Here is a 25,963-nt window from a genome sequence, read left to right as displayed (position 1 = left end):
ACCTGAAGATGTGAAAAGTCTCATTAAACAGCGATATCGTTGGTCATATGGTACACTCCAATGTCTTTGGAAACATCGCAAAGCGTTGCTTAATCCAAAACATAAAACTTTAGGGTTTATTGCATTGCCCAATATGTGGTTATTCCAATATGTTTTGCAATTCATTGCTCCTTTAGCAGATATATTAATGATTATGGGGTTATTTGGTAGCAATCCACTAAAAGTTTTGGGGTTCTATCTTGTATTCTTTTTAATGGATCTTCTCGCTTCTCTGTTTGCATTTAAATTAGAGAGGGAGAACCCTAAACCATTAGTATGGTTAATTTTACAACGCTTTATTTATCGTCAATTTATGACTTATGTAGTAATTAAATCTATATTCTCGTCAATTCGAGGAGTAGCAGTAGGGTGGAATAAACTAAAGAGAATGGGAAGTGTTGAGCATTCCCCTGAACATAAGGAGGCGTCATAAGAGAGCAGAGAATCTGCTCTCTTTTTTATTGATTTTAGTTGGTTGAAGCTAGAGTAGATGTAACATAAAACCTTCTGCGTCCATAACGAAATTTCTATTCATTACTGATAGTGAGACGTTATGTTAAGACACTCCTTTGTTTTCGGACTAAAGTTTTTTTATATTTTTTTAAAATGACGGACACAAAAATGTATATACTTTCGAATTATATATATGGATATCATTAATATTTATATAAAAGGGGAGAAAAAATATGAAAAAAACAAAAGAAATGTATGAAGAAATCGCTGAAGTATTAAAGGTATTGGCGCATCCTGTCCGTTTATCTTTAGTAAAAATAATGCTTGCAAAAGGCGCTACGAATGTAACAACAATGTATGGGGATTTACAAATGCCCCAAAGTACAATTAGTCAACATTTATCCAAACTAAAGGCTGCTAAAATCGTAACTGGTACTCGAAAAGGATTAGAAATTTATTATGAGGTAACGGACAATCGTACAAAAGCGATATTGGCAAGTTTAGTTTAAATGCTGACTTTCTAGACTTCAAAATTAAGAAGAGGATAGGAAAGTAATTCTGTGGCTATAATTTTTTAGAAATTTATATAAGAGCTATATTTATAAGAATATGTAATTTTCCTTCGCTACAGTTAATTCCTTTGAGAAATAAGCTTTTTTCATTTTAGGGGTATTTTTTGTTAGCTTAATAGTGATATGGCGATACCCCTATTATAAAATTTCAGAAGAATTCTTGACATAGAAGATGTAACAAAGTTGATAGGGTTCTTTTAGTCATTTAATCTTTTTATTTGATGGTCTTTTCCCCATTCAAATAGTTCATCCATAATTTGCATTAAAGATTTTCCATGTGCGCTTATTGTGTACTCAACCTTTGGTGGTACTTCTTGATATACAGTACGATGGATAATTCCATCAGCTTCAAGTTGCCGAAGTTGTTGTGTAAGAACCTTTTGCGTAATGTTTGGAATTTCTCGTTTTATTTCATTCGTTCGCATTTTTCCATCCATCAAAATACATAATATATGAACTTTCCATTTTCCACCGATTACTTCGAGTGTCGTTGCGATTGGGCAATCATCATTTTGATTCATTTAACACCTCCAAAGGTACCTCAAGGTTCCTATAGCACTTGAAAGTACGTACTTTTCAATTATATGTGACTCATTCATACTAATACTAAAGCGTTTGAATTATTTATAAGGGGGAAGAAAATATATGAAAACACTTGTAATTGTAGCACATCCTGATATTGAAAAGTCTCGAATTAATAAAAGATGGGTAGAAGAACTTGAGAAATATTCAGATGAAATTACAGTGCATGAATTATATAAAGCGGCACCGAATTGGGAGTTTAATGTTGAAGAGGAACAAAAGCTGTTAGTAGAACATGACCGATATATATTTCAATTTCCACTCTACTGGTATAGCTCACCACCGTTGTTAAAAAAATGGTTCGATGATGTATTAACATATGGATTTGCTTACGGATCTAAAGGGGATAAAGTGCAGGGGAAAGAGTTTGGTGTAGCTATTTCTATAGGTGGATTAGAAAAAGACTATGAAAATAGCGGTATCACAATGGCTGAGTTAACAAAACCTTTTCAAGCAACATGCTTATACACGGGAATGGAGTTTATTCCTTCCTTCTATTTATATGGTGCAGAATATGAAATCAGTGATGAAGAGATTGAAAAAAGTGCACCTGAATATGTGAAATATGTTATGAACAAGAAGTATTCTAATATATAAGGAAAAATAGCCATTTACTTGCTAAGTAGATGGCTATTTTATATTTGTTTTATATTCACTAAGTGTAATCTTTAGCAAATTAATAGTTAATCTAGTAAAATAAAAAACCTAATATATATAAAGGGGAGTTTTACTTGAGAACGATGCGACAATTATTACAAAAGAGAGCAATGCAATCACTGAATATGGAAGCACTTGTCGGGGGAGAGAAAAGGTATTCGTTTCAACAATATAATGAACGAGTAAACCAGCTTGCACATTACTTGTTACATTGCGGTGTGCAAAGAGGAGATCGCATAGGGATCTTATGCAAAAATAATCATCCGTTTCCAAGCGTTATGATGGCAAGCTTAAAAATTGGAGCGGTATTTATTCCACTTAATCATCAGCTTACTGCTTATGAATTAGAAACGATTGTAAAAGAAGCAAAATTAAAAGTATTAGTTATTGATGATGAATTTAGTGAAGCTTTATTAAAAATTGAAGCAGTTAAAGAAATTCCTTATGTAATTGAGACGACAAAAGAAGGCTTTGGCTCATTTGAATTAAAATTAAAGGAACAGCCAATAACAGAACCGAACGTGGAAGTTCATGAAGAAGATGATGCCATTTACTTGTTTACTTCAGGAACGACTGGACAGGCAAAAGCATGTGTAATTGGTCATAAAAACTTACACCATTATTTTACTGAGATTGCGGGGCAAAGAGAAATTCCAGCAGGTGAACGCTTTTTATCAGTGCACCCATTGTTTCATATGAGTGGCGTGCTTTCTATTTTAAATTGTATTTATCATGGCGTTACGATGATTTTCTTAGCTGATTCGAATCCTACTCTTATTTGGGATAAGATTGAAGAAGAAAAGATTACTACGATGCTTGCATTCCCAGCTGTTTATAGTTATATGCTTGATGAACTAAATAAACAAGAGCGTAACATTTCGACTTTGAAAGTAGCACAAAGCGGTGGTACAAAAGTACCGGAAACGCTCATTCAAAAATATATGGAAAAAGGAATATACATGGTGCAAGGCTATGGTAGTACAGAAGGTTGGGTCGTAACTTCATGGCATCCAAATATGGGAAAAGAAAAAATGTCTTCTGTAGGGAAAACACTTAAGCATGTAGAGTTAAAAATTATTCATCCAGAAACGGGTGATGAACTAGCAACGAATGAAGTTGGAGAGATCCACGTAAGAAGTCCTTACATGTTTAAAGGATATTGGAATAACGAAAAGGCGACCGAGAAGGTAATAAAAGATAATTGGTTTAACATGGGTGACGCCGGTATGATAGATGATGATGGATTCCTACATATTATGGGAAGATATAAAGATGTTATCGTACACGGTGGTGACAACGTATATCCAGATCAAGTAGAAGATGTAATTCATGAAATAAATGGAGTTTTAGAAGTTGCAGTAGTTGGGATTCCAAATGATTTTTGGGGAGAGATTCCGACAGCTTACATTGTAAAAGACATTCAAACATCTTTAACAGAAGAAGAAATTATTCAGCATTGTAAAGAAAAACTAGCAAGCTATAAAATACCAGAAGTTGTATTTATGGACGAATTACCGAAAAACGCTTTAGGGAAAGTGTTGAAGAGAGAGTTACGGGATGTAGTTCTTGTGAAATAAAAGGTTATTAAATAATGAGGAATCCAGTTATGTATAAAGCATAACTGGATTTTTGTTTATAAAAAACATAATAATTTACTAGATTTTGTATTTTGTGTAAGATAATAAAGAATATTCAATTAATAATTCGGGGGATGAGATGTAATGAAGCTGCCACTATTACAAGTAGAGACAGAGAGACTGATTATCCGTCCATTTCAAAAAGAGGATTATGAAAGTTGGTTAGATGGCTTCAATAAGAGGTTACCATCTCAATATAAATACGATGATGGCTATCATGATATGTCATCTTCAACACAAGAATGGTTTACGGAATGGATAAGAGGATTTGATGAGGCGGCACGACGGGATGAAATGTACGTTCTAGGTATTTTTCAGAAAGAAGATGGCGCCAATATTGGAAAGCTAGAACTTATAAAGATTTTACGTATGGACTATCAATGGGCGATGATGGGCTACTCTATTCATAATCAATATTGGAAAAATGGATACGGGGTAGAAAGTGTAATAGCTGTGCTGCCGTTATTTTTTTATAGTCTTCAATTTCATAGAATCGAATTACATATACATGTTGATAATGAGCCATCCGTTCGTCTTGCAGAAAGAGCAGGTTTTTCATTTGAATGTAAGAGAGAAGCATTTTCTCAGGAGAATGGTAAGTGGGCAGATTTTCTCATTTATTATAAAAATAAGGAGCTAGATATATGAGGGTACTTATTACAGGTGGAAATCGAGGATTAGGGTTACAGTTAGTAAAGGTATTTCATGAAAATGGACATATCGTTTATCCGCTAGTTAGAAGTGAGGAAGCAATAGGACAATTGAATAAGGTCTTTACTTCGAGATGTTTTCCTATATTAGCAGACTTGTCAGATGATGAGAGTACTGAGCGTATTAAGGAGCAAATTGGAGAGTACACAGAGCATATTGATCTAGTTATTAATAATGCTGGAATTACTGGAAAGGAAACTGAGATTTTACGTACAAATTCAGAAGAGTTAATGGAACTATTTAACGTTCATTGTTTAGGTGTTATTCGAGCTGTAAAAGGTACATATGTGGCTTTAACTAAGTCGAATCAACCGAGAATAATAAATGTATCCTCTCGTTTAGGTTCATTACATAAAATGGCCGGAAAAGAATTTCCACAAGGGCAGTTCTCATATTCATACCGGATCGCAAAAGCTGCACAAAATATGTTAACGCTCTGTTTACAACAAGAGTTTGCGGATAAAGGAATTCGTGTAACCGCAATTCACCCTGGAAAATTAAAGACTGACATTGGTGCTTTTGATGCGAATATGACTCCTGCTGAAGGAGCTCAAAATATATATGATTGGGTAATGGATTCAAATGAGGATGTTTCGGGTAAGTTTATTGAGCCATGTATAGGGGAGTTGAAGTGGTAATGTACGATCTTACAACCATTCAAAATATATTTGGACCTTCAAAAAAATTTTAAAAGAGGATTAGGGGATATGAGAATGAAAAAAGTAAACGTAGTCAATTATGATGCATTTAGTAATAAACAGAACATGGGAAATCCAGCAGGTATTGTATTAGAAGGAGATGGATTAGCGGAAGAGGAAATGCAACTCATTGCTGAAAAGGTCGGATTTAACGAAACAGCTTTTGTTCATTCTTCAGAAGTAGCAGATGTAAGAATTCGCTATTTTACGCCTGGTCATGAAAATGATTTATGTGGTCATGCGACAGTAGGGACTATATATGCACTTCATGAAAGAGGATTATTAGAAGGGAAACACAATTTAACAATTGAAACGAAGGCAGGGATTTTGCCGATACATATAGGTGCGAATAAAAGTGGGGAAACTTTTATTAAAATGAGACAAGCAACACCGCGGTTTCAAAATTTTACAGGTTCCAAAGAGGCATTAGCTCACAGTATTGGTCTTGAAGGAAATGATTTAGATGAAAAATTACCGATTGTATATGGAAGTACTGGTATTTGGACTTTAATTGTACCTATTAAAAAACTTGAAGCATGTGAAAGGATGAAACCTAATAATAGTGAATTTCCATCTGTATTAAAAGAAATGCCAAAGGTTGCTATTCATCCACTTTGCTTGGAGACATATGATGCAGAAGCAAAAATGCACGGTCGTCATTTCTCATCACCTTATTCTGGAACAATAGAAGATCCAGTGACAGGAACTGCTTCAGGTGTAATGGGAGCGTATTATGCAACGTATTTGGAGAAAGATTTTGACCATGAACTGGAGTTAATCGTTGAGCAAGGACAGGAAATAAATAAAGATGGTCGTGTGAAGGTTTATGTAACGAAAGATGTAGAAAATGAGAAGTTACAAATAGGTATTGCGGGAACTGCAGTCTATGTGAAGGAGTTTGAAGTTTTAATTTAAAAGAGAAAAGCCGGTCGTATAGCCGGCTTCCTTATCTGTTCAACACTTCAATATACGAAGCATCCCCAGCTGTTCTTATAGTAGAGCGAAAATTATTATTTTCTAACGTCACAGCAACTTGTTTTAATTGCTGTGCATCATCATGATGAATAAGTAAGCTGTCGGAACCACTTTCTTCTATATGAATATGCTCAACATTTCCAATCGCTTCATGTATAGCTTTTAAAAATTCAGGTTTCATATTGTCCTCCTATATGTATGTAATGTCGTTAAATAGTATTTCCTTATTTTTGAAATATAAAAGTAAATGAAAGGAGAAATGAAAATGAATATAACGCAGTTTAAAGAACATATTACATCACTTTTTGAAGAGCATCTTAATAAATACGGTGATGACGAGTATGGCTTCACTTATATTAGTAAAGAGGAATTTCACAAAATAGGTTACACAACAAATTTGACGCTAGAAACAATTGAAGAAGCATATCGAAATGGGGTTGATATGATACTTACACATCATGCACCGTGGAGTTTTTTATTCGGTATGGAAGAGGCTTGTATTGAGAAATTAAAAGAATATGAAATGAATCATTTTTGGATTCATTTGCCGTTAGATTTTGTAAAGTTTGGCACGTGTACGTCATTATTTAACGAAATTGAGATAGATACAATACTGGAATATTCTACGTATGAGGAAGAAGAGCTACCGGGAATAGGAAAATATAAAGAAGCGATTCCCTTTTCAAACTTAGTTGAAAAACTTGAAGAGAGAATGGAAGAGAAAGTGAAGAGTTGGGAAAATCATGACAGACCAGTGAAACGGATTGCGATATTAACAGGTGCAGGAAACAATACAAATCTTATTGAGCGTGCACTAGAAAAAGGTTGTGATACGTACATAACAGGAGAAAAAACATTATATACAGTACAACATGCGAAATTTAAAGGCATTAACCTAATTGTAGGTAGTCACAGGTTTACAGAAGTGTTTGGTGTAGAAAGTTTGGCTCGTAAATTAAAAGAAGTAGATCCTGCAATAGAAAATACTAGATTAAATGAAGAGCATTTGGAGTGATGCAAATGGTAACGATATATGCAAATTATGGGGAATCAAAGGTGAAGTTAACGTGGAAAAAAGATTGTACACTGCCAGAATACAAAAGAATCACGAGTGTTCACGGTTTTTGTTTTCATAGTAAAAAGGTTTTACTAATAGACCATGAGCAGCGTGGTTGGGACTTTCCTGGTGGGCATATAGAAGAAGGAGAGCTACCAGAAGAATGTTTTAAAAGAGAAGCGTGGGAAGAAGGTTATGTAAAAGGAGAATGTACTTTATTTGGATATATTATCGTTGACCATAGTGATAATCCAAATTGGAATGAAAATAGTCCGTATCCAAAAGTAGGGTATCAGCCGTTCTACCGGATGGAAATTAATGAAGTGCATAAGTTTGACGGTGAGTATGAATCCGATAAAAGGATGTTTGTTAGAGTAGAAGAGAGTGCAGCCTATCATTATAAATGGAATGAATTATATGATGAAATATTGAAGGAAGCCGTTGCAGTAAAATAAAATTATTTTTGTTATATTAAGGTGTTGGGAGGATTTCCCTTGTGTTTGTCAAATGATAGTAAAGTTGTCTTTTGAATTAAGGGAATATTCAGGGTATAAGGGTGAGGGAATGGACATTTCAGTAATCGCTGAACAACTAGTTAATGAGAAGGTTATTTCACATTATCCGAAAAGTATGAAAGTGTTGAACGGAGGAACGACAAGTACAGTATATTTGTTGGACGCGAAATACGTTGTAAAGCTGAATGAATCAGAAGTGATACGTGAAGAAGCTGATTTTCTTTCTTTTTATGAAGGGAATACTTTATTTTCAAAGCTTTTGTATAAGGAACCTGTAAATAGATATATTGTGTATTCATTCCTCGAAGGGAGTACTTCGTGCGAACGTGGATATAAACGAATTACGCTTAGTATACTTGTAAAAGAAGCTATTAATAAGTATGAAATAGTTTCAGATATAGATGGGTGGGGATGGAAAGAAAGTCCGGTTCAATCTTGGAATGAATTTTTAACAACAAATGTGATAGAAGCTTATGAAAACCTAAAACCATATATAAGTGAGGAAGAGTATAGAACAGTTCTTAAGTTAGCAAATAATCCAAGTAGGGGGACTGGAATAAATCAGCCATTTTTATTGCATGGTGATCTTGGATTCCATAATTTTATATTTCAAGGAAATAAGCTGCATGGTGTAATTGATCCCTTACCAGTGTTAGGAGATCCTATATACGATTTAATCTATGCGTTCTGTTCAACCCCGGAAGATTTAACAAAAGAAACGATTAATTATGCGATAGAACAGTGTGTATTTCATAAAAAAGACCGTGATTTATATGAAGAAATAGTCATAGGACTATATTTGCGTATAGATACATGTTTAAGGCACCACCCGAAAGATTTAGAAGATTATTTAGCAGCTTGGCGTTATTGGATGGCCGAAATTGAGCCGACTGTATAGTACAAATATTTTGGGGGAGATAGTGAGATGAATGTTGCAGAAGCGAAAAAGGATTTAGCAATAAAAACGAAGAGAGGCTTACCAATTATATTAGCCGGCGTTTTATTTTGGATAGTTATGAGTATAACGGGCTTTGTTCTTTCGGAAAAACAAGTGGTGTGGGTATATTTAATCGGTATGGGATGTGTGTTTCCTTTCGGCTTAATGATAGCTGCTATATTGAAAATTGATATGTTTGTGAAAGGAAATCCGTTAGGGATTTTAGCAGGATTAATTGGTGGGATAAATGTATTAAATATTCCGCTTGTATTACTTGCCTATTTTCAATTTCCAGAATGGTTACCTTTTGTAGTAGCAATGTTAATAGGTGTGCATTTTATTCCGTACGTATGGATTTATGAAAGTAAAAGTTATGGTTTATTGTCAGTAGGGACTGTATTCGTAACGTCAGTTTGCGGGATTCTTTTTGCAGAAAAAGGATTTACTGTAATTCCATTATCGGTTACAGCTGTCTATTTACTTACTTTTATAAGTTTATTAATTGAAAATAAAAACGCAGATCATTATCAACAAAAATCAGCTTAATAAAAATATAGGGATAGGGGAAATGATTATGAAAAATTACGTTTGTACAACGTGTGGCGTGCAGTATGCAGCGAGTGTAGAAGAACCAGTGAGTTGTCATATTTGTGATGAAGAAAGGCAATATGTTAATCCGAAAGGGCAGTCTTGGACGACTTTAGAAAACTTGCAAACGAGTGATACATATAAAAATGAAATAATCGAAGAAGAAAATGGGCTTTATAGTATTACGACAAAACCAGGGTTTGCGATCGGTCAAACGGCATTTGTAGTGAAAACAGAATCATATCGTTTACTATGGGACTGCATTACTTATTTAGATGAAATGACAATTACGAAAATAAAAGAGCTTGGCGGATTAGATGCAATTGCATTGTCTCATCCTCATTATTATTCAACACAAGTAGAATGGGCAGAGACATTTGATGTACCAATTTATATACACGAAGATGATAAAGAGTGGGTGATGCGTCCGAGTAGTCGTATTATTTATTGGTCTGGTGAGTCTTTACAATTAGCTGATGGCTTGACCATTCATCGTTTAGGAGGTCATTTTAAAGGTGGTTCTGTCTTACATTGGGAAGAAGGTAATGATGGAAAAGGAATTTTGTTAACAGGTGATATTATTCAAGTTGTAGCAGATGAGCGATGGGTAAGCTTTATGTATAGCTATCCAAACTTAATTCCATTACCAGCGAGAAAAGTGGAAGAAATGGTGAATCGAGTGAAGCCGTTACAGTTTAATCGTTTATATAATGCTTTTCACCGAGTAGTAAAAGAAAATGCAAATGAGGCAGTTGAACGTTCTGCTGAAAGATATATGAAAGCGATAGAAGGAAAGTTGTTTCATACATAAAAGGAGAGTTAGCTTTATGAAAACGTTAGTATGCTTTGGAGATAGTATTACAGCTGATGAAACGTTTTTCAATGGAACGCCGAGGTTAACACCACGTTTGCAAGAGATGTTTCCGAATTGGGAAGTAGTGAATGCAGGTGTTCCAGGTGATAATACGTTCGACGCGTTACATAGAATTGAAGAAGATGTATTATCACATGAACCAGACTTTGTAACAGTTTTTCTTGGTACGAATGATGCAGTTTCTTTTGCTCAAGTCCCATTACAAGCATATAAAGAAAACTTAGAGAGAATTGTAAGCGCGATTTCACCAGAAAAAGTATTACTTATTAGTCCGGCGCCAGTTGATGAAGAAAGACAACGTAATAGAACAAATGAAATACTCGGCCAGTATGCAGAAGTTGTAGAGGAAGTAGCGAAGCAAACCGGGAGCCATTTTCTAAATTTGTATGCTGAGATGATTCAGGAAGAAAATTATAAAATATTCGTAGAAGATGAAGAAAAAGATGGCTTGCATTTTGGACTAGAAGGCTATGAGTATGTAGCGAAGTTAATTGGTGAAAAGTTAAAAGGGATTTTATAAAAAAGCAAAGCGATATCGCTTTGCTTTTCATCGTTTTTTTTAAGGTGGATCAATCTAGAAATGCTTGTTGCAATGCTTTTAGTCCATCCCTGTAGATGCCATGAAACAGATTAATTGCCTCTTCATCACTAACCCCTACAGGAGTGAAAGTACCAGACCACTCTACTAATGATGTGTTATTTTCAGTCCCTTCTTTAACCTGGATTGTGGATAGATAATTATTGACTGGGAATGGTGCATTCATAATTGAATACGTGTAGTAGCGTTCCTTATCATTGAATACTTCTAAGCGCTCTATAATCGTATCACCATCTGGATTAGCTAGATGACGTACGCGTCCACCTTCAGTTACTTTGCTGCTAGGTATATAAGGTAACCAGTCTGGAAGGGAGTTAAAACCTCCGATTAATTGCCATACTTGTTCAGGTGAAGCAAAAACTGTCATAGATGTAGTAGTATGTGCCATATTTATTAGACTCCTTTTTATCCCGCTATTTGCAGGGAAATAATCAGTGGGGGATGGCCCACTGATTAAAGTTTCACTTTATTTTACGTTGATTGGTAGTGGTGCATTAGGTGCTACTAGTTTTTGTTCGCGCATTTCTTCCCAGAATGCTGCTGGAATTACTGTGTTTAAGGCATTTTGGTCTTCTACAATTCGTTCCGGTTTACTTGCACCAGGAACAACGGCAGCAACTGCTGGGTTAGCTAGAGAAAATTGTAATGCAGCAGCTTTAATGCTAATTTCGTGACGATCTGCAAGAGCTTTGATTTTCTCAACTTTTGCAATGATTTCTGGTGATGCTTTTTGATATTCGAAGTGAGCACCTCCAGCAAGAATACCTGAGCTATATGGGCCACCAACAACAATATCCATATTATGCTTTACAGCTGCAGGCATTACTCGTTGTAAGGCACGCTCGTGGTCTAATAATGAATAACGGCCAGCTAACAAGGATATATTTGGCTGCGCTTCTTCTAAATCTAGCATAAGTTCAATTGATTCTACTTTGTTTACTCCAAGTCCCCAACCTTTAATGACTCCTTCTTCGCGTAAACGTGTTAGCGCACGGAATGCTCCTGTACGAGCCGTTTCAAATTGTGAAATCCACTCGTCGCCATAAAAGTCTTGTGCTAAATCATGAATGAAAACAAAGTCTAGACGATCTGTTTTTAAACGTTTCAAACTTTGCTCGATAGAACGAAGAGTTGCATCTGCGCTATAATCATTGATCATTTTATTTTTACGACCAAATTCGAAAAGTCCGCCTTTTTCACCTAAATCACGTGCAGATGGATCTTCTAGTTCATCTGAAATAGTTCGACCGACTTTTGTGCTTAAAAAGTAATCATCACGATTTCTTTTTGAAAGTGCTTCACCAAGACGAATCTCCGCTAAACCAGAACCATAAAGTGGAGCTGTATCAAAGTAACGAACGCCATTCTCCCAAGCAGCATCTACTGTAGCGATTGCTTCTTCTTCTGGGATATTACGGTACATATTACCTAGTGGTGCTGTACCAAAACCGATTTTTTCTTTTAGTAAATTACTCATTAAAGATATCCTCCTAAAATGTATTTGAAAATTAATTAATCATTGTGAATAGATGTGAAAATCAATACATGTCATTTCATCGTCTGACAAAATGCATGATAAAAATACTCACTTTAAAGTACAGGTACTAAAATGTAATTTCTAATACTACATGACTCACTCAACTCTTACAAATGCTATTATGAAATGTATTTTACATAATGAAAAGTACGTACTTTAAAGTGATATAGATACTAAAAAGTAATACAGGTACTTTTTGGTGCCGTACTACCCATCTGCTGTTTACGTATGCTATTATGAAACATGTTTAATACAATAAAAAGTACGTACTTTAAGGTGCTATAGATACTTAAAAGTAATATTTAAATCTTTAGCTTAATTGCCTTATAACATTATTAAAGGAGATTTTTATATGAAAACATACAATATTCCTGTAGAGGCGACTTTAGAGGTTATCGGTGGAAAGTGGAAAGTAGTTATCCTTTGTCATTTAAAGAAAGACAAAAAGAGAACGTGCGAATTAAAACAATTAATGTCTGGTATTACACAAAAGATGTTAACACAACAATTACGCGAATTAGAAGAAGATGGTGTAATTGAAAGAAAAGTGTATAATCAAGTACCGCCAAAAGTAGAGTATTCTTTAACGAATTACGGCCATTCTTTAGATTCTATACTCGATTCTCTTTGTAATTGGGGAGAAAATCATCTTGAAAAGAATGGGAACACGTCTATGCTCATAACAGCAGCAGAATAAAAAAGAAAAAAACGAACGGAAATACGTTCATTTTTTTTGTTTTGTCATGTATATAGAGGGAGATTTTTTAGCGATATAATTACTTTTTTGTAATATAGGTACTTTTTTGTGCTGTAGGAACTAAAATGTGCCGTATAGAAAATTATGTAGTTTTACGCAACAATAAAGAGGGAATTTATAAAAAAGGAGAGGAGAACGCGTGAAACAATATAATATACCTATAGAAGCAACTTTAGAAATCATCGGGGGAAAGTGGAAGGTCGTCATTTTATGCCACTTAACGAAAGGAACGAAGCGAACGAGCGAGTTGCAACGTTTGATTCCTGAAATTTCTGTTAGAATGTTGACGCAGCAACTACGTGAGCTGGAAGAAGACGGTGTAATTACACGTGAAATTTACAAACAAATTCCGCCCCGAGTAGAATACTCCCTAACTGATTATGGGTGGTCTTTACAAAATGTGTTAAATCAATTAACTGCATGGGGAGAACGATGCATAGATAGAAAAAATACTACAGTTAAGTGAAATCTCTATATGTAATATTGAAAACACCACCTAATGACGAGGTGGTGTTTTTCAGTATACAACTTTAGAAAGTTACAATGGTGAAAAGTAAGAATCTACACCAGATTAATAGCTGTTTTAGCAATGATGAATTTTTTATTTAATATATAATTTAAAAATCAAAACTATATACTTTTAGTAATAAAAATATATAATAAATGTAGAAACAGAAATTTATGAGCAAGGAAGTTGAAGAACATGACATTGACAATGGGCTTTATTGGATTTGGAAAATCAGCTAACCGTTATCACCTACCTTATGTAAAAATACGTGAAAATATAAAAGTAAAAACGATTTTTGCCCGCAATATTAATGAAGAATTAGCAGCTCCATATCAGAAAAAAGGTGTTTACTTCACCACTGATTTGGACGAATTGTTGAATGACAAAGAAATTCAAGTAGTGACGATCTGCACGCCAGCGCACACGCACTACGAATTGGCGAAAAAAGTTATACTTGCTGGAAAATCAGTTATCGTTGAAAAACCATTTTGCGATACAGTTGAACATGCTAAAGAATTATTAGCTTTAGGCCGGGAAAAAGGTGTAGTAGTTATGCCTTACCAAAACCGCCGTTTTGATGGTGATTTCTTAGCTGTGAAGCAAGTTGTTGAACAAGGATTCCTTGGTGATATTGTTGAGGTTGAATCGCATATTGATTACTTCCGTCCAGGCTCAATCACTCACGAAGGTCCAAAAGAAGAAGGTTCATTCTACAGTTTAGGTATTCATACGATGGACCGCATGATTTCACTATTTGGCCGTCCGAATACGGTGACATACGATATTCGTAATAATGAAGTGGAAGGTGCGGTTGATAACTATTTCGATGTTGATCTACATTACGGAAATCAGCTGAAAATTAAACTGAAAACCAACCATGTTGTAGCGAAAGATTATCCACGCTTTATTGTTCATGGAACAAACGGATCATTTATTAAATACGGTGAAGATCAGCAGGAAAATGATCTGAAAGCGGGTGTTATGCCTGAGAGTGCGGGCTTTGGTGAAGATTCCCCGATGTACTATGGAGTTGCTAAATATCGCAACGCAAACGGTGACTGGATTGAAAAACAAATTAAAACGCCGCTTGGTGATTACGGTCGTTTCTATGATGCAGCGTATGAAACAATCGTAAATGGTGCACCAAAACTTGTGAAAGACGAAGAAGCAGTAACGAATATTGAAATTTTGGAAAACGGATTTGCTGCATTATCACCTTCAGTTTACAAACTTGAAGCTTTAAATTGGAACGAATAGAAGGTAGTTAAGCATAAAAGGAGGTAGGGAAGTGGCAAGTGGATCAACGCAAGTAAAATACCTCGGCATTTATCAAAAAATTAAACAGCAAATTTTAGACGCTGAATATAAAATTAACGAAAAAATCCCGAGTAGCCCTGTCCTTGCTGAAGAATTTGGCGTTTCAGTTCTTACTATTAAAAAGGCGCTGGACTTGCTAGTTAGAGACGGCTACATCATTCGCCGGCGCGGAAGTGGAACGGTGGTTCAAGATTGGCGTCAGCAGGAAAAGGCCCGAATGATTCAAACTTTAACAGGTACGAAAGCAGTTTACGGTAGTGAGGTAGAAAGTAAAGTTATCGAGTTTATGATTGTAGGTGCCGATGAAATAGTTGCTGAAAAATTGGGGGTTTCCGTTGGTGATTTTGTCTATAAAATCATTCGCCTCCGCATCATTCACAGCATTCCGACGATTATGGAGCATACATGGATGCCCATTTCGGTCATCCCAGGTGTTGAAGCTTCAGTTTTAGAGGAGTCAATATACTCGCACATTCAAAATAAACTAGGCCTTGAAGTAGGGACATCCGTTGTCAGGGTCAAAGGAATTCGCCCAGATGATAAAGAAAAGCAATTTATGAACTTAACAAATCAAGATTTTCTAATGAGAGTTGAACAAGTGGCCTACTTAACGGATGGACGCACTTTTGAGTACTCTTACGCCGATCATTTGCCGGAAACCTTTGAATTCGAAACAGTCATTACCGCAAAAAGTTATAAAGAGGCATAAAAAATAGGTTGGGGCAAGTATTGCTTCAACCTATTTTTATATCTTCAATATAGTAGGAACGATTATTATTCATCAGCTGTAATAAGCATGGACGTGTTCCCGTTTTTTTCAAGGTGAACTTCTCCCCAACTGCAGAGGGAATCGAGTATCGCTCCTAAAGACGAACCGTAATCGGTTAAAGAATACTCTACTTTCGGTGGCACTTGGTCATATACTTTTCTTTGAATTACATCATCTTCTTCTAATTCACGTAATTGTTGTGTTAACATTTTTTGAGTAATACCAGGCATTAAACGTTTTAATTCGCTCGTTCTTTTTGTTCCTTTCTTTAAATGGCAAAGGATAACGACTTTCCACTTTCCACCAATAACTTCTAAAGTTGCTTCGACAGGAATATTATATGTCTTCATAAAAAACTCCTTTGATAAATTTAGATTACAGTTTTGGATTCACATACTAAAATTATTTCTTTTTAGTGCTTATAATACTTTAAAGTGCGTACTATTTATTGTGCTAAATATCGTTCATAATAACCGATGTAAGAGAGAAATAAGCAGAACGGCACTTGAAAATGCATACGTTCCTTTTTAGTACCTATAATACTTTAAAGTACGTACTTTTTATTTTGCTAAATATATTTCATAATAGCACATGTAAGTAAGAAATGAATAAAATGTATTTTGAAGTGCATTGGAAATTGGTTCGCCATAACGCTATGGGGAAATTCACACAAAAAATGATTAATTACTCCAAGACTTAACAGTTGATTAATCTTACTGTAATGTATAAAATTACAGTAAGATTTTTAAAAGTGAGTGGTCATCGTCTGTAAAATGTAGTTTCAATAATTTTATAAAAGAAGCATGAAAAGAAACGAATAGTAGAAATAAACGAAACATTGCCGAATAAATAAGATTACGTGTATTTGTTTCTGAACTGTAATCTTTTTTAATACATTTCAATAACAGATATTTAAAATGTACGTTTCATAAAGAAAATTAAAGGAGTGAGTGAAATATGGTGGTTTTATATACAACAGCAAGCTGTGGTTCATGTCGAAAAGCGAAAGCATGGCTTGAAGAGAATCAAATTGATTATACTGAAAAAAATATCGTTTCCAATTCTATGACAGTGGATGAACTTAAATCCATTCTTCGTTTAACTGAAGAGGGTGCTACTGAAATTATTTCAACTAGATCCAAAACTTTTCAAGACTTAAATATAAATATAGATGAGCTTTCGCTGAATGAATTTTATAAATTAATAATTGAGCATCCGCTAATGTTGCGTCGCCCAATTATGCTGGACGAGAAAAGATTACAGATTGGTTTTAATGACGAAGAAATTCGTAAATTTTTACCACGTAGCGTTCGAACATTCTTAAATATTGAACTGCAAAAGTTGGCTAATTAATAAGTAATAGTATGAAAGAGAAATTTTTTGAAAAGAGGAAACAGAAGGTGATAGAAGTATGCGTTACAGTTAATTATAAAGATAGAAACTATCAAACAAATGTTATTGTAAGCAAAGATACGGTGTGGACAAAAATTAAACAATTGGCAGAAGAACAAGTCAAAAAACAGTGGGATTTTTAAATTTGATTATTTAAAAAATGAAGTTGTAGGTTAGAGATTATAACTAAATCCAAGACTTTTCAGCAATTAAATATAAAAAAATTTGAAAGGAGGAAACAGAAAATGATAGAAGTATGCGTAACAGTTAATTATAACGATAGAAATTATCAAACAAATGTTATTGTAAGCAAAAATACGATATGGACAAAAATTAAACAGTTGGCAGAAGAACAAGTGAAGAAACAATGGAGCCTTTAAATGTATTTTTAACTTAAAAAGCTAAATGAAGTTATGGAATATAGGCGAGTTCGGATAGAATATAAAGGAATTTATTTTTTATGGTAAGAATTATTTATATATATTTTAACGTTTGACCAACCTATCTGTAATATTTATGGCTACAGTATGTTAATATACGAGAAACAACATTTTTGATCATAGGAGGAAAACAATGAACAGCGACTTTACCTTGGCCATTCACAGTTTAACTTATTTAGCTTTACAGCCAGACCGGATGTCAACAAGTAGTGCTATTTCAGAAAGTGCAGGTGTTCATCCAGTACGCATTCGCAAAGTGCTAAGTTTGTTAAAAAAACATAAGTTCATACAATCAAAAGAGGGAACTGGTGGAGGTTTTATTTTCGCTCGTGATTTAAGTGAAGTTAATCTCTGGCATATTTATCAAATAACCTCTGAAGGTGCATTGCAGCCGAAGTGTCCGGAATCGAATGATCAGTGTGTTGTAGGATCGAACATGCGAAAAGTTCTTTTTGCCATTTTCTTAGGCGCGGAAGAGCATCTAGGTGAATACTTAAAGAATTATACAATGAAAGAAGTTGTTGATCTTATTAATCAAGAACGTTAAGCGGCTTAAAGATTATATAGCCGTGAGTTCTTAATGCTTAAATGTAATGAAAAATATTACAGTTCGATTTCGTTTTTATATCTTTTATATCGTCACAAAAAATATTTATAAGAAGGTGAAAAATTATGATGTCAAATAATAATCAAGTTTTAAAAGTAGGAGATTGGGTTCGTGGAATATCAAATGAGGGTGAATTCATAGTTGGTTACATTGTATCCCTTGATAAAGTGGAAGATGTAGTTACAGTTAGCATTGTGAAACGTGACGACAAGTACACAATAAACGAAGCGATTTTACTCTTTAGTAAACACGTTAACAAACTCCCTGAATCAAAGGTAATCAATAAGGAGCAAATTCTTTATCTTATAGATCTAGCATTATTAACAGGGGATGAAGAATGGTTTATTGAGCTTTCTTCAAAATTAAACTCGATAAAAGAGCTAGTTAATGGGGGAGTTTAAAAATTATAATAAATATGATATCTATTTGTATTTTTAAGTTTCTGTAAAATCAATCCTTTGGTTTTAAATAGTTCCATTCATCAAATATTATCTATCATCAATAGCTTAGATATGTAAAGTCATTTCACTGCCAATAACGATAATTATGTAAATAAGCTGTCCAAATGGGCAGCTTATTGTAATTAGTCACGTCTAAATGGACCTTTTGGAGCAATTAGCTCTAAATTAGTACCATCTGGATCACGGAAGTAGGCAACACCTGTACCAAATCCAGATTTCAAGCCATCATCTTCTTGGAAGACAATAGGTTCTCCATCTGGTTCTATTCCAATTGCTTTTAGACGTTCTACAGCGGCATCGATATCTTCTACTTCAAAACAAAGATGCATCGCACTAATTTGATCATTTGAGTAAGAGGCTTTATCTGATTTAGGGACAACGTATTCTAGAATGTCGATATTCAAATTGTCTAAGTGTAGGTTGGCATATTTAATACGAGTATCTTCAAGTCCTTGGGTTTGCGCCATTCTCTTTCCGCCAATTTCATCGATGTTTGATATTTTCTTACCTGTTAATGCTTCATAAAAAACGATAGATTTTTCTAAATTACTTACTGTAATTCCGACGTGATTTACTTGTGAGAATCCTGCTGTTTTTTCACTCATTTTTGTTGCCTCCTATTTTTAGGTGGTGTAGTGTATTTGTTTCACCAATCTTTTACTGTAATTAAAATGAGCCTTTAGTAGGAGTTCTATTCTAAGTCGTTTGTAACAACACACGAGAAATATAAGAGTGTTTTTTGATCGGAAAAGAATCTAGTATCGGCTAGGTTCTTTTTATTTTTCATTTGTCTTGATACAAAAATTTGATGAATTTGAATTACAGCCATTAAGCAAAAAAGTTTGATATGAAAAATATTATTCTTTAGTACATACATTTTTAAGATGTTAAATATATTTCATAATAGTCTCTGTAAGATAGGGATAAGTAGAATAGTACTTTTTATAACTTTGAATATCATTCATAATAGCACCAGTAAGAAGAAAACAAGCTTTACGGTACTAGTTACCAACGATGTTACAGCATTTTATTCAGAATCAGATTGATTGAAAGGTTGTACTATATGGCCTAATAATTTCAAAAAATGCCGCAGTGGCATAAAACAATTATGGAGGTTAAAGATATGAGTACTTCAAATTTGAATGAAATAAGTAAACAAATTTTAAAAGAGGAGGAAACACTTCAATTTTCCTCTTTTACAAATGAAGATGCCTTGCAACTAGGTTTATTTATCGTTGAAACAGCAAAGCGAGAAGGAAAATTGATTGCTGTTGATATAACGAAAAATGGTGTGCAATTATTTCATTTTAAGATGACAGGGACAACTGAGGAAAATACGAAATGGATTGAGCGTAAAAAACGAGTCGTTTCTTTGCATAATCATAGTTCGTATTATATGCAGATACAAAGTGAAATAACTGGAATCTCTTATAATGAAAAATATCTTTTAGATACTTCGGAATACGCTGCGTTTGGTGGATGCTTTCCTATCCAAATAAAAAACGTAGGGGTTATTGGGATGATAACAGTCTCAGGATTACCACCAGAAGTAGATCATGAATTGGTTATAAGAGCAGTTAAAAATCATTTAAACCAGTAGTTGTAGTTAATGAATAAATAAATAATAAATTTTAGGGGGCAATACTATGCCATTAATTGAGCTAAATACTTGGCCGACCATGTCAACAGAAGAAAAAAAGGAATTCATTTATAATGTAACTGAACTTACAACAAAACTATTAAAAATTGTCCCTGACAAAATTCAAGTGTTGATAACTGAACTTGAGAAAGAAAATTGGGGGAAAGCTGGGGCTGTAGCAAGTGATGCTACCTTTGCTGAGAAAAGTAGGGTGTCCAATTGGGAGACAAAAGAGTCTTACGATACACCGGGTCGTAACGTTGATGGAATGGCTATTATTAAGATTGATATATGGAATACATTTGATCAAGATACAAAGGATAAGTGGGTAAACGAACTTACACAAGTGACATCTAAATATACTCATGCACCTATGGATAAAGTGCTAATTCTTATTCGTGAAATGATTCCAGGAAACTGGGGACAAAGTGGTGTAACGGGAGCTAATGCAGATTTCCTTTCCAAAAGTCGTACATTTTAATGATTAAATAAAAAGGCAAAAATGAACATATTTCTGTTCGTTTTTGCCTTTTTTGATATTTGTCTGCGGTAATGAATATAATCCTTTATATTTTTAAGCAATATCCTCTAAAGTTGCCTCTATCGGAAAAGTGTATTTCTTTATATGAAAGCCTTCCTCGTGGAATGTAGATTTCAATTTTTGAGCAAAATAAGCTAGGTTATGTAAATGTTACTTTTTAGTACCTATAGTACTTTAAAGTACGTACTTTTTATTATGTTAAATATCATTCATAATAGCACATGTGAGAGGGAAACAAGCTTTATGGTACTAGTAATTAACTATGTTACTTTTTAGTACCTACAGCACTTTAAAGTACGTACTATTCATTATGTTAAATGTATTTCATAATAGTACATGCAAGAGAAAAGTAAGAAGTACGGTACTAAAAAATGCCTATCGTACTTTAAAGTGCGTTCTTTAAAAAGAGAATGAAACCATTCATAATAGCGTTTGTAGAGATTAAATATATTTTTTGAAAGATAAAAAGGCTTTTTTATCGCACTATTATGATAGGAATTATAGGGAAGAGGGGAAACTCAATTGAATTCATATACAGCATCGTCTTCAGAATTTCAGACGAATCGAAGAAGTATATTTGCGCTATTAGCGCTAGCAATTAGTGCGTTCGGGATTGGGACAACTGAATTTGTTAGTGTCGGTTTATTACCATCTATTTCGGAAGATTTACATGTGTCGGTTACAACAGTTGGTTTAACAGTTTCTTTATATGCGTTAGGCGTAGCGTTTGGTGCTCCAGTATTAACGTCGTTAACAGCTAATATGTCACGAAAAACGTTATTAATGTGGATTATGGTTATTTTCATTATTGGTAACGGAATTGCAGCTGTCGCAACAAGTTTCACTGTATTACTTATTGCGCGAATTGTGTCTGCGCTTTCGCATGGTGTGTTTATGTCAATTGGTTCAACGATTGCTGCGGCACTTGTACCAGAAAATAAACGTGCTAGCGCGATTGCAATTATGTTTACGGGCGTAACAGTTGCGACTATTACAGGGGCACCAATTGGAACATTTATTGGTCAACAATTTGGCTGGAGAACATCATTTTTAGCAATTGTAGTAATTGGAATTATTGCCTTAATCGCAAATAGTATTCTCATTCCATCGAATATGAAAAAAGGTACGTCTGTATCATTCCGCGATCAATTTAAATTGATTACGAATGGAAGACTGTTACTAGTTTTCATCATTACTGCATTAGGATATGGGGGGACATTCGTAACATTTACGTATTTATCTCCGTTATTACAAGAGGTAACAGGATTTAAAGCAAATACGGTTACTATCATTTTATTAGTGTATGGAATCGCCATTGCGATAGGGAATGTGATTGGCGGGAAATTATCGAATCATAATCCAATTCGAGCGCTATTTTACATGTTCTTTATTCAAGCGATTATATTATTTGTTTTAACATTTACAGCACCATTTAAGGTAGCTGGGTTAATCACAATTATTTTCATGGGACTATTCGCATTTATGAATGTTCCAGGGTTACAAGTATATGTCGTAATGTTAGCTGAACGATTTGTACCGAGTGCTGTCGATGTTGCATCGGCAATTAATATTGCGGCGTTTAATGCTGGGATTGCTCTTGGTGCTTATTTAGGCGGTATTGTAACGAACTCGTTAGGGTTAATTCATACGGCTTGGGTAGGCGGCATTATGGTAGTAGGTGCTGTTATTTTAACAGCATGGAGTATGACATTAGAAAAAAGAGATCAAGCAAAATAAAAGGAGAGAAAATAAAATGAAAAACTTACAAAGTAAAACAGTATTAAATAATGGTGTAGAAATGCCTTGGTTCGGTTTAGGTGTATTTAAAGTAGAAGAAGGACCAGAACTTGTAGAAGCAATTAAATCAGCGATTAAAGCAGGATACCGCAGCATCGATACAGCGGCGATTTACGGAAATGAAACAGCTGTAGGTGAAGGCATCCGTGCTGGTATTGAAGCGACTGGAATTTCCAGAGAAGAATTATTTATCACTTCAAAAGTATGGAACGCAGATCAAGGATGTGAAGAAACAATTGCTGCATATGAAGAGAGCTTAAAAAAATTAAAACTAGATTATTTAGATCTATATCTTGTTCACTGGCCTGTAGAAGGAAAATATAAAGATACGTGGAGAGCGTTAGAAACACTTTATAAAGAAAAGCGCGTACGTGCAATTGGTGTAAGTAACTTCCAAATCCATCACTTGCAAGATGTAATAAAAGATGCTGAAATTAAGCCAATGATTAACCAAGTGGAATACCATCCACGTTTAACGCAAAAAGAATTACAAGCTTTCTGTAAAGAACAAGGTATTCAAATGGAAGCATGGTCACCGCTAATGCAAGGTCAATTATTAGATAATGAAACATTACAAGCAATTGCTGATAAACACGGTAAAACAACAGCGCAAGTTATCCTACGTTGGGACTTACAAAATGGAGTTATTACAATTCCAAAATCAACGAAAGAACACCGTATTATTGCAAACGCTGATGTATTTAACTTTGAATTAACGAAAGAAGATATGGAAAAAATCGATGCGTTAAATCAAAATCACCGCGTCGGTCCAGATCCTGATAACTTTGATTTCTAATAGAAATGAGTAAAAAGAGTGCAAAAAGTTGCACTCTTTTTTTATAGTTTCTATTCAATAAAGTGTTTCTGTTTATGACTTTTGAATTGTTTTAGGCTATGTGGAAAACTGATTTTAAAATAGTATAAAGTTTGACATAAAATAATGCATTCTATAATATGTATGCTATAGCATGTATGTTATAAGTTGTTTGGAGGTGGCATATGGGCTTATATGATTTAACAGGATATCTTGTTCATCGTACTGATGTGAAGTTAACAAATTATATAATGTAAGTTATTAATCACATATTCCTTATAAAATTCATCATTTATATGCTATAGCATATAAATGTCTTTTCTTAACTTGTAATGTTCAAAATTTAAATAATATAGTAGAAAATTTATGAAACAAGGAGATTTTAATTATGGAAAAATTCATATTAGCGTTTGATAGAGAGCTTGTAATTGCAGAAAAAAAAGACTCAACATGGAGCGTTCAATCGCAGTTTGTAGGTGCTAATCCAGTTGCGTTAGCTTTAGATCCATACGACCCAGAAAGAATGTATTGTGGTACTTTTGATAGGGGGTTATGGAGAAGCAAAGATGGAGGAAGTTCATGGGAAGCGAATGGGACTTTACCTTCTTTTGGTGAAGTGTTCCCAGCTAATGCTATTCATATGAGAGCTATTACAGCAGTTTCTGTATCTCCAGAGAAGGGTGATGACGGTAACGGGATCGTATATGTAGGAACTGAACCGAGCGCCATGTTTGTATCCAAAAATGGAGGAGACAGTTTTGAATTGCTAACGGATTATCGACAAATGCCATCGTATTCATCATGGTTCTTTCCTCAAAGAACATATACGCACCACGTAAAACATATTGAAATTGATGCTAATAATCCAGAAACTATTTATACAACGATTGAGGTTGGGGGATTAATTAAAAGTGTAGATGGCGGTATGACGTGGACTGAGGAAAAAGAGGGGAACTATCCTCAAGATATTCATATTCTTAAATCGCATCGCAATGCTCCAAATCGTTTATACGGGGTGTTAGGTGATTCATTCTTGAAAGAACCAGGTCAAGAATATGCGGAGAGTAATGATGGAGGTAAGACTTGGAACTATATGTGTAGTGGGTTAAAGCATCATTACGCATATCAAATGGCAGTTAACCCAAATGATCCAGAAAATATTATTATCGCAACATCTTCAAATCCACACGTAGCGCATGATTACAATAATGGAAATTGTGAATCATTTATTTATAAGAAAGAAAAAGATCAACCTTGGGCAGAAATGAATGCAGGTTTACCAACTCCTAAAGGCACAATCATACCAGTATTAAAGGCAACAAGTGATGGAACGTTTTATCTGTTTAGCAATAAAGGAGTGTATCAGTCAGTAGACGGTGGTTCAAATTGGACATCATTAGAGATTCCTTGGGAGAATAGATTTATGGAACAACATCCTTATGAGATGTTAATTATTAAATAAGCAATGAGTATAGTTTTTACTACTATTCATTAAGAATGGTTAGTTGAATTTAAATTAAAAATGTAAAAAGCCAGGTAATGGGTTATTCATGCCACCTGGCTTTTTTGCTGGTTAAAGTTATATTTGTGTAAATATGAAACACGCAGGATATATTAATAGAGAATGGATAAAATAGTATCGAATGATCACTAGATTGTATCAATGATGTTATAAGACGTTTTTTAGGTGAACTGAAGTGGTTTAAATGAAGCGGTTTAGTTAGATTCAGTATGAATGGCAAATTGGTGTTATGGAGTTCAATGATTCAAAAATGAACTCATTTAAACGCATATTATCTTCGAAATGTATCATTTTGAAGGATATTAGAACTCAGGAGGAAATGAATCATGACAAAAGATTTCTATACTGCACTGAAAGAAAGACGTACTTACTATGGAATTAATAAAGAGGTACAAGTATCAGATGAAAAAATTAAAGAAATCGTGGAGTTTGCTGTGAAACATACTCCATCAGCTTTCAATTCTCAAACTGCGCGATTAGTTGTATTATTTGGTGAAGCTCATAATAAATTATGGGATATTACAACTGAAACATTAAGAAAAGTAGTTGGAGATGGAGATTTTTCAGGAACGCAACAAAAAATGGATTCCTTTAAAGCTGGTTATGGAACAGTACTATTCTTTGAAGATGAGGCTATCGTTAAATCGCTTCAAGAAAAATTTGCTGCATATGCTGAAAACTTTCCAATTTGGTCACACCAAGCATCAGGTATGCATCAATTAGTCGTGTGGACAGGTTTAGAAGCAGAGGGATTAGGGGCATCTTTACAACATTATAATCCATTAATTGATGATGAGGTAAAACAAGAATGGAATGTTCCTGCTAATTGGAAACTAATTGCACAAATGCCATTTGGTAATCCAACAGCTGCACCAGGAGAAAAAGAATTCCAACCGCTTGAAGAGCGTGTGAAATTTCATAAGTAATATTCAAATGTAATAATACGGTCTAGTTATAGTAGAGTTATTC

General features: G+C 34.4%; 34 protein-coding genes. 28 read left to right on the top strand and 6 right to left on the bottom strand.

Going from position 1 to position 25,963, the window contains the following annotated elements; genetic code table 11:
* Positions 1 to 472, top strand: a 472-nt coding sequence (locus tag BAQ49_RS25290) for a glycosyltransferase family 2 protein (RefSeq protein WP_425266557.1), incomplete at its 5' end; no start/stop codon positions are given.
* A 253-nt stretch (positions 473 to 725) separates the two neighbouring features.
* Positions 726 to 1,001: an ArsR/SmtB family transcription factor gene (locus tag BAQ49_RS25285; protein WP_071747511.1), complete on the top strand. Its 276-nt coding sequence runs from the start codon at positions 726 to 728 to the stop codon at positions 999 to 1,001.
* A gap of 260 nt (positions 1,002 to 1,261) precedes the next feature.
* Here the strand turns inward: BAQ49_RS25285 and BAQ49_RS25280 are convergent, their stop codons facing one another.
* The gene (locus BAQ49_RS25280) at positions 1,262 to 1,585 is read right to left on the bottom strand and encodes a winged helix-turn-helix transcriptional regulator (protein WP_071747510.1); all 324 of its coding nucleotides are present in this window, start codon (positions 1,583 to 1,585) and stop codon (positions 1,262 to 1,264) included.
* A 124-nt stretch (positions 1,586 to 1,709) separates the two neighbouring features.
* Between BAQ49_RS25280 and BAQ49_RS25275 the strand changes: the two genes are divergently transcribed.
* The 5 genes from BAQ49_RS25275 (at position 1,710) to BAQ49_RS25255 (ending at position 6,264) form a co-directional block, all read left to right on the top strand.
* A complete protein-coding gene (locus BAQ49_RS25275; protein WP_071747509.1) occupies positions 1,710 to 2,243 on the top strand; it encodes an NAD(P)H-dependent oxidoreductase in 534 nt (177 codons plus the stop codon).
* Positions 2,244 to 2,377: 134 nt separating this feature from the next.
* Positions 2,378 to 3,880 carry a class I adenylate-forming enzyme family protein gene (locus tag BAQ49_RS25270; RefSeq protein ID WP_071747508.1) on the top strand — a complete coding sequence of 501 codons (1,503 nt, stop codon included), beginning with the start codon at positions 2,378 to 2,380 and terminating at the stop codon, positions 3,878 to 3,880.
* 144 nt (positions 3,881 to 4,024) lie between these two features.
* A complete protein-coding gene (locus BAQ49_RS25265) occupies positions 4,025 to 4,588 on the top strand; it encodes a GNAT family N-acetyltransferase (RefSeq protein ID WP_071747507.1) in 564 nt (187 codons plus the stop codon).
* Entirely contained in the window at positions 4,585 to 5,289 is a 705-nt protein-coding gene (locus BAQ49_RS25260; RefSeq protein ID WP_071747506.1) for an SDR family NAD(P)-dependent oxidoreductase, read from the top strand. Before BAQ49_RS25265 ends, BAQ49_RS25260 begins: the two co-directional genes overlap by 4 nt.
* A 75-nt stretch (positions 5,290 to 5,364) precedes the next feature.
* A complete protein-coding gene (locus tag BAQ49_RS25255; RefSeq protein WP_071747505.1) occupies positions 5,365 to 6,264 on the top strand; it encodes a PhzF family phenazine biosynthesis isomerase in 900 nt (299 codons plus the stop codon).
* A 31-nt stretch (positions 6,265 to 6,295) separates the two neighbouring features.
* Here the strand turns inward: BAQ49_RS25255 and BAQ49_RS25250 are convergent, their stop codons facing one another.
* Positions 6,296 to 6,505, bottom strand: a complete 210-nt coding sequence (locus tag BAQ49_RS25250; protein ID WP_071747504.1) for a hypothetical protein — start codon at positions 6,503 to 6,505, stop codon at positions 6,296 to 6,298.
* An 84-nt stretch (positions 6,506 to 6,589) separates the two neighbouring features.
* On the opposite strand from BAQ49_RS25250, the gene BAQ49_RS25245 reads away from it, so the two are divergent.
* The 6 genes from BAQ49_RS25245 to BAQ49_RS25220 are packed head-to-tail and all read left to right on the top strand — an operon-like array spanning position 6,590 to position 10,815.
* The gene (locus tag BAQ49_RS25245; RefSeq protein ID WP_071747503.1) at positions 6,590 to 7,339 is read left to right on the top strand and encodes a Nif3-like dinuclear metal center hexameric protein; all 750 of its coding nucleotides are present in this window, start codon (positions 6,590 to 6,592) and stop codon (positions 7,337 to 7,339) included.
* Positions 7,340 to 7,344: 5 nt separating this feature from the next.
* Entirely contained in the window at positions 7,345 to 7,836 is a 492-nt protein-coding gene (locus tag BAQ49_RS25240) for an NUDIX hydrolase (RefSeq protein WP_071747514.1), read from the top strand.
* A gap of 52 nt (positions 7,837 to 7,888) precedes the next feature.
* On the top strand, positions 7,889 to 8,794 hold the full coding sequence (locus BAQ49_RS25235) for a phosphotransferase (protein ID WP_116733501.1): 906 nt from the start codon (positions 7,889 to 7,891) through the stop codon (positions 8,792 to 8,794).
* A 27-nt stretch (positions 8,795 to 8,821) separates the two neighbouring features.
* Positions 8,822 to 9,379 carry a DUF7010 family protein gene (locus BAQ49_RS25230; RefSeq protein WP_071747502.1) on the top strand — a complete coding sequence of 186 codons (558 nt, stop codon included), beginning with the start codon at positions 8,822 to 8,824 and terminating at the stop codon, positions 9,377 to 9,379.
* Between the two features lie 28 nt (positions 9,380 to 9,407).
* A complete protein-coding gene (locus BAQ49_RS25225; protein ID WP_071747501.1) occupies positions 9,408 to 10,232 on the top strand; it encodes an MBL fold metallo-hydrolase in 825 nt (274 codons plus the stop codon).
* 16 nt (positions 10,233 to 10,248) lie between these two features.
* Complete coding sequence (locus BAQ49_RS25220; RefSeq protein WP_071747500.1) at positions 10,249 to 10,815, top strand: SGNH/GDSL hydrolase family protein; 567 nt, start codon at positions 10,249 to 10,251, stop codon at positions 10,813 to 10,815.
* Between the two features lie 49 nt (positions 10,816 to 10,864).
* On the opposite strand, the gene BAQ49_RS25215 is transcribed toward BAQ49_RS25220, so the two are convergent.
* Positions 10,865 to 11,281 carry an SRPBCC family protein gene (locus BAQ49_RS25215; RefSeq protein ID WP_071747499.1) on the bottom strand — a complete coding sequence of 139 codons (417 nt, stop codon included), beginning with the start codon at positions 11,279 to 11,281 and terminating at the stop codon, positions 10,865 to 10,867.
* 78 nt (positions 11,282 to 11,359) lie between these two features.
* Positions 11,360 to 12,370, bottom strand: coding sequence for an aldo/keto reductase (locus BAQ49_RS25210; RefSeq protein WP_071747498.1), 1,011 nt, complete (start codon positions 12,368 to 12,370; stop codon positions 11,360 to 11,362).
* A 412-nt stretch (positions 12,371 to 12,782) separates the two neighbouring features.
* Between BAQ49_RS25210 and BAQ49_RS25205 the strand changes: the two genes are divergently transcribed.
* The 4 genes from BAQ49_RS25205 (at position 12,783) to BAQ49_RS25190 (ending at position 15,721) form a co-directional block, all read left to right on the top strand.
* Positions 12,783 to 13,127 carry a winged helix-turn-helix transcriptional regulator gene (locus BAQ49_RS25205; RefSeq protein ID WP_071747497.1) on the top strand — a complete coding sequence of 115 codons (345 nt, stop codon included), beginning with the start codon at positions 12,783 to 12,785 and terminating at the stop codon, positions 13,125 to 13,127.
* A gap of 199 nt (positions 13,128 to 13,326) precedes the next feature.
* Positions 13,327 to 13,653, top strand: coding sequence for a winged helix-turn-helix transcriptional regulator (locus BAQ49_RS25200; protein ID WP_071747496.1), 327 nt, complete (start codon positions 13,327 to 13,329; stop codon positions 13,651 to 13,653).
* Positions 13,654 to 13,890: 237 nt separating this feature from the next.
* Positions 13,891 to 14,952: an oxidoreductase gene (locus BAQ49_RS25195; RefSeq protein WP_071747495.1), complete on the top strand. Its 1,062-nt coding sequence runs from the start codon at positions 13,891 to 13,893 to the stop codon at positions 14,950 to 14,952.
* 31 nt (positions 14,953 to 14,983) lie between these two features.
* A complete protein-coding gene (locus tag BAQ49_RS25190; RefSeq protein ID WP_071747494.1) occupies positions 14,984 to 15,721 on the top strand; it encodes a GntR family transcriptional regulator in 738 nt (245 codons plus the stop codon).
* 65 nt (positions 15,722 to 15,786) lie between these two features.
* On the opposite strand, the gene BAQ49_RS25185 is transcribed toward BAQ49_RS25190, so the two are convergent.
* Positions 15,787 to 16,131, bottom strand: coding sequence for a winged helix-turn-helix transcriptional regulator (locus BAQ49_RS25185; RefSeq protein WP_061131035.1), 345 nt, complete (start codon positions 16,129 to 16,131; stop codon positions 15,787 to 15,789).
* Positions 16,132 to 16,738: 607 nt separating this feature from the next.
* Between BAQ49_RS25185 and spxA the strand changes: the two genes are divergently transcribed.
* The 5 genes from spxA (at position 16,739) to BAQ49_RS25160 (ending at position 18,621) form a co-directional block, all read left to right on the top strand.
* Positions 16,739 to 17,134, top strand: coding sequence for a transcriptional regulator SpxA (gene spxA, locus BAQ49_RS25180; RefSeq protein WP_000261180.1), 396 nt, complete (start codon positions 16,739 to 16,741; stop codon positions 17,132 to 17,134).
* A 47-nt stretch (positions 17,135 to 17,181) separates the two neighbouring features.
* Positions 17,182 to 17,316 (top strand): BA3454 family stress response protein, encoded by a 135-nt coding sequence (locus BAQ49_RS25175; protein WP_000573519.1) that lies wholly within the window; start codon positions 17,182 to 17,184, stop codon positions 17,314 to 17,316.
* A 102-nt stretch (positions 17,317 to 17,418) separates the two neighbouring features.
* The gene (locus tag BAQ49_RS25170; protein WP_071747492.1) at positions 17,419 to 17,553 is read left to right on the top strand and encodes a BA3454 family stress response protein; all 135 of its coding nucleotides are present in this window, start codon (positions 17,419 to 17,421) and stop codon (positions 17,551 to 17,553) included.
* 193 nt (positions 17,554 to 17,746) lie between these two features.
* On the top strand, positions 17,747 to 18,160 hold the full coding sequence (saiR, locus tag BAQ49_RS25165; protein WP_071747491.1) for an Rrf2-family transcriptional regulator SaiR: 414 nt from the start codon (positions 17,747 to 17,749) through the stop codon (positions 18,158 to 18,160).
* 125 nt (positions 18,161 to 18,285) lie between these two features.
* On the top strand, positions 18,286 to 18,621 hold the full coding sequence (locus BAQ49_RS25160; protein ID WP_071747490.1) for an IDEAL domain-containing protein: 336 nt from the start codon (positions 18,286 to 18,288) through the stop codon (positions 18,619 to 18,621).
* Between the two features lie 182 nt (positions 18,622 to 18,803).
* Here the strand turns inward: BAQ49_RS25160 and BAQ49_RS25155 are convergent, their stop codons facing one another.
* Positions 18,804 to 19,286, bottom strand: a complete 483-nt coding sequence (locus BAQ49_RS25155; protein ID WP_071747489.1) for a VOC family protein — start codon at positions 19,284 to 19,286, stop codon at positions 18,804 to 18,806.
* A gap of 479 nt (positions 19,287 to 19,765) precedes the next feature.
* Between BAQ49_RS25155 and BAQ49_RS25150 the strand changes: the two genes are divergently transcribed.
* The 6 genes from BAQ49_RS25150 to BAQ49_RS25125 all read left to right on the top strand — a co-directional run bounded on the left by BAQ49_RS25150 (position 19,766) and on the right by BAQ49_RS25125 (position 25,920).
* On the top strand, positions 19,766 to 20,281 hold the full coding sequence (locus BAQ49_RS25150; RefSeq protein WP_116733500.1) for a heme-degrading domain-containing protein: 516 nt from the start codon (positions 19,766 to 19,768) through the stop codon (positions 20,279 to 20,281).
* Between the two features lie 46 nt (positions 20,282 to 20,327).
* Entirely contained in the window at positions 20,328 to 20,801 is a 474-nt protein-coding gene (locus BAQ49_RS25145) for a tautomerase family protein (protein WP_071747487.1), read from the top strand.
* A 582-nt stretch (positions 20,802 to 21,383) separates the two neighbouring features.
* Positions 21,384 to 22,598: an MFS transporter gene (locus tag BAQ49_RS25140; protein ID WP_071747486.1), complete on the top strand. Its 1,215-nt coding sequence runs from the start codon at positions 21,384 to 21,386 to the stop codon at positions 22,596 to 22,598.
* Between the two features lie 16 nt (positions 22,599 to 22,614).
* Entirely contained in the window at positions 22,615 to 23,454 is an 840-nt protein-coding gene (locus BAQ49_RS25135) for a glyoxal/methylglyoxal reductase (protein WP_071747485.1), read from the top strand.
* A gap of 406 nt (positions 23,455 to 23,860) precedes the next feature.
* On the top strand, positions 23,861 to 24,934 hold the full coding sequence (locus BAQ49_RS25130) for a WD40/YVTN/BNR-like repeat-containing protein (protein ID WP_071747484.1): 1,074 nt from the start codon (positions 23,861 to 23,863) through the stop codon (positions 24,932 to 24,934).
* Between the two features lie 386 nt (positions 24,935 to 25,320).
* Positions 25,321 to 25,920, top strand: coding sequence for a nitroreductase family protein (locus BAQ49_RS25125; RefSeq protein ID WP_071747483.1), 600 nt, complete (start codon positions 25,321 to 25,323; stop codon positions 25,918 to 25,920).
* The last annotated feature ends 43 nt before the right edge of the window (positions 25,921 to 25,963 follow it).

The sequence above is a fragment of the Bacillus proteolyticus genome (assembly GCF_001884065.1).
In the GTDB taxonomy this organism is placed as follows: Bacteria; Bacillota; Bacilli; order Bacillales; family Bacillaceae_G; genus Bacillus_A; species Bacillus_A proteolyticus.
Note: the sequence above shows the minus strand (reverse complement) of the source record. Positions and strands in the feature narration are given on the sequence as shown.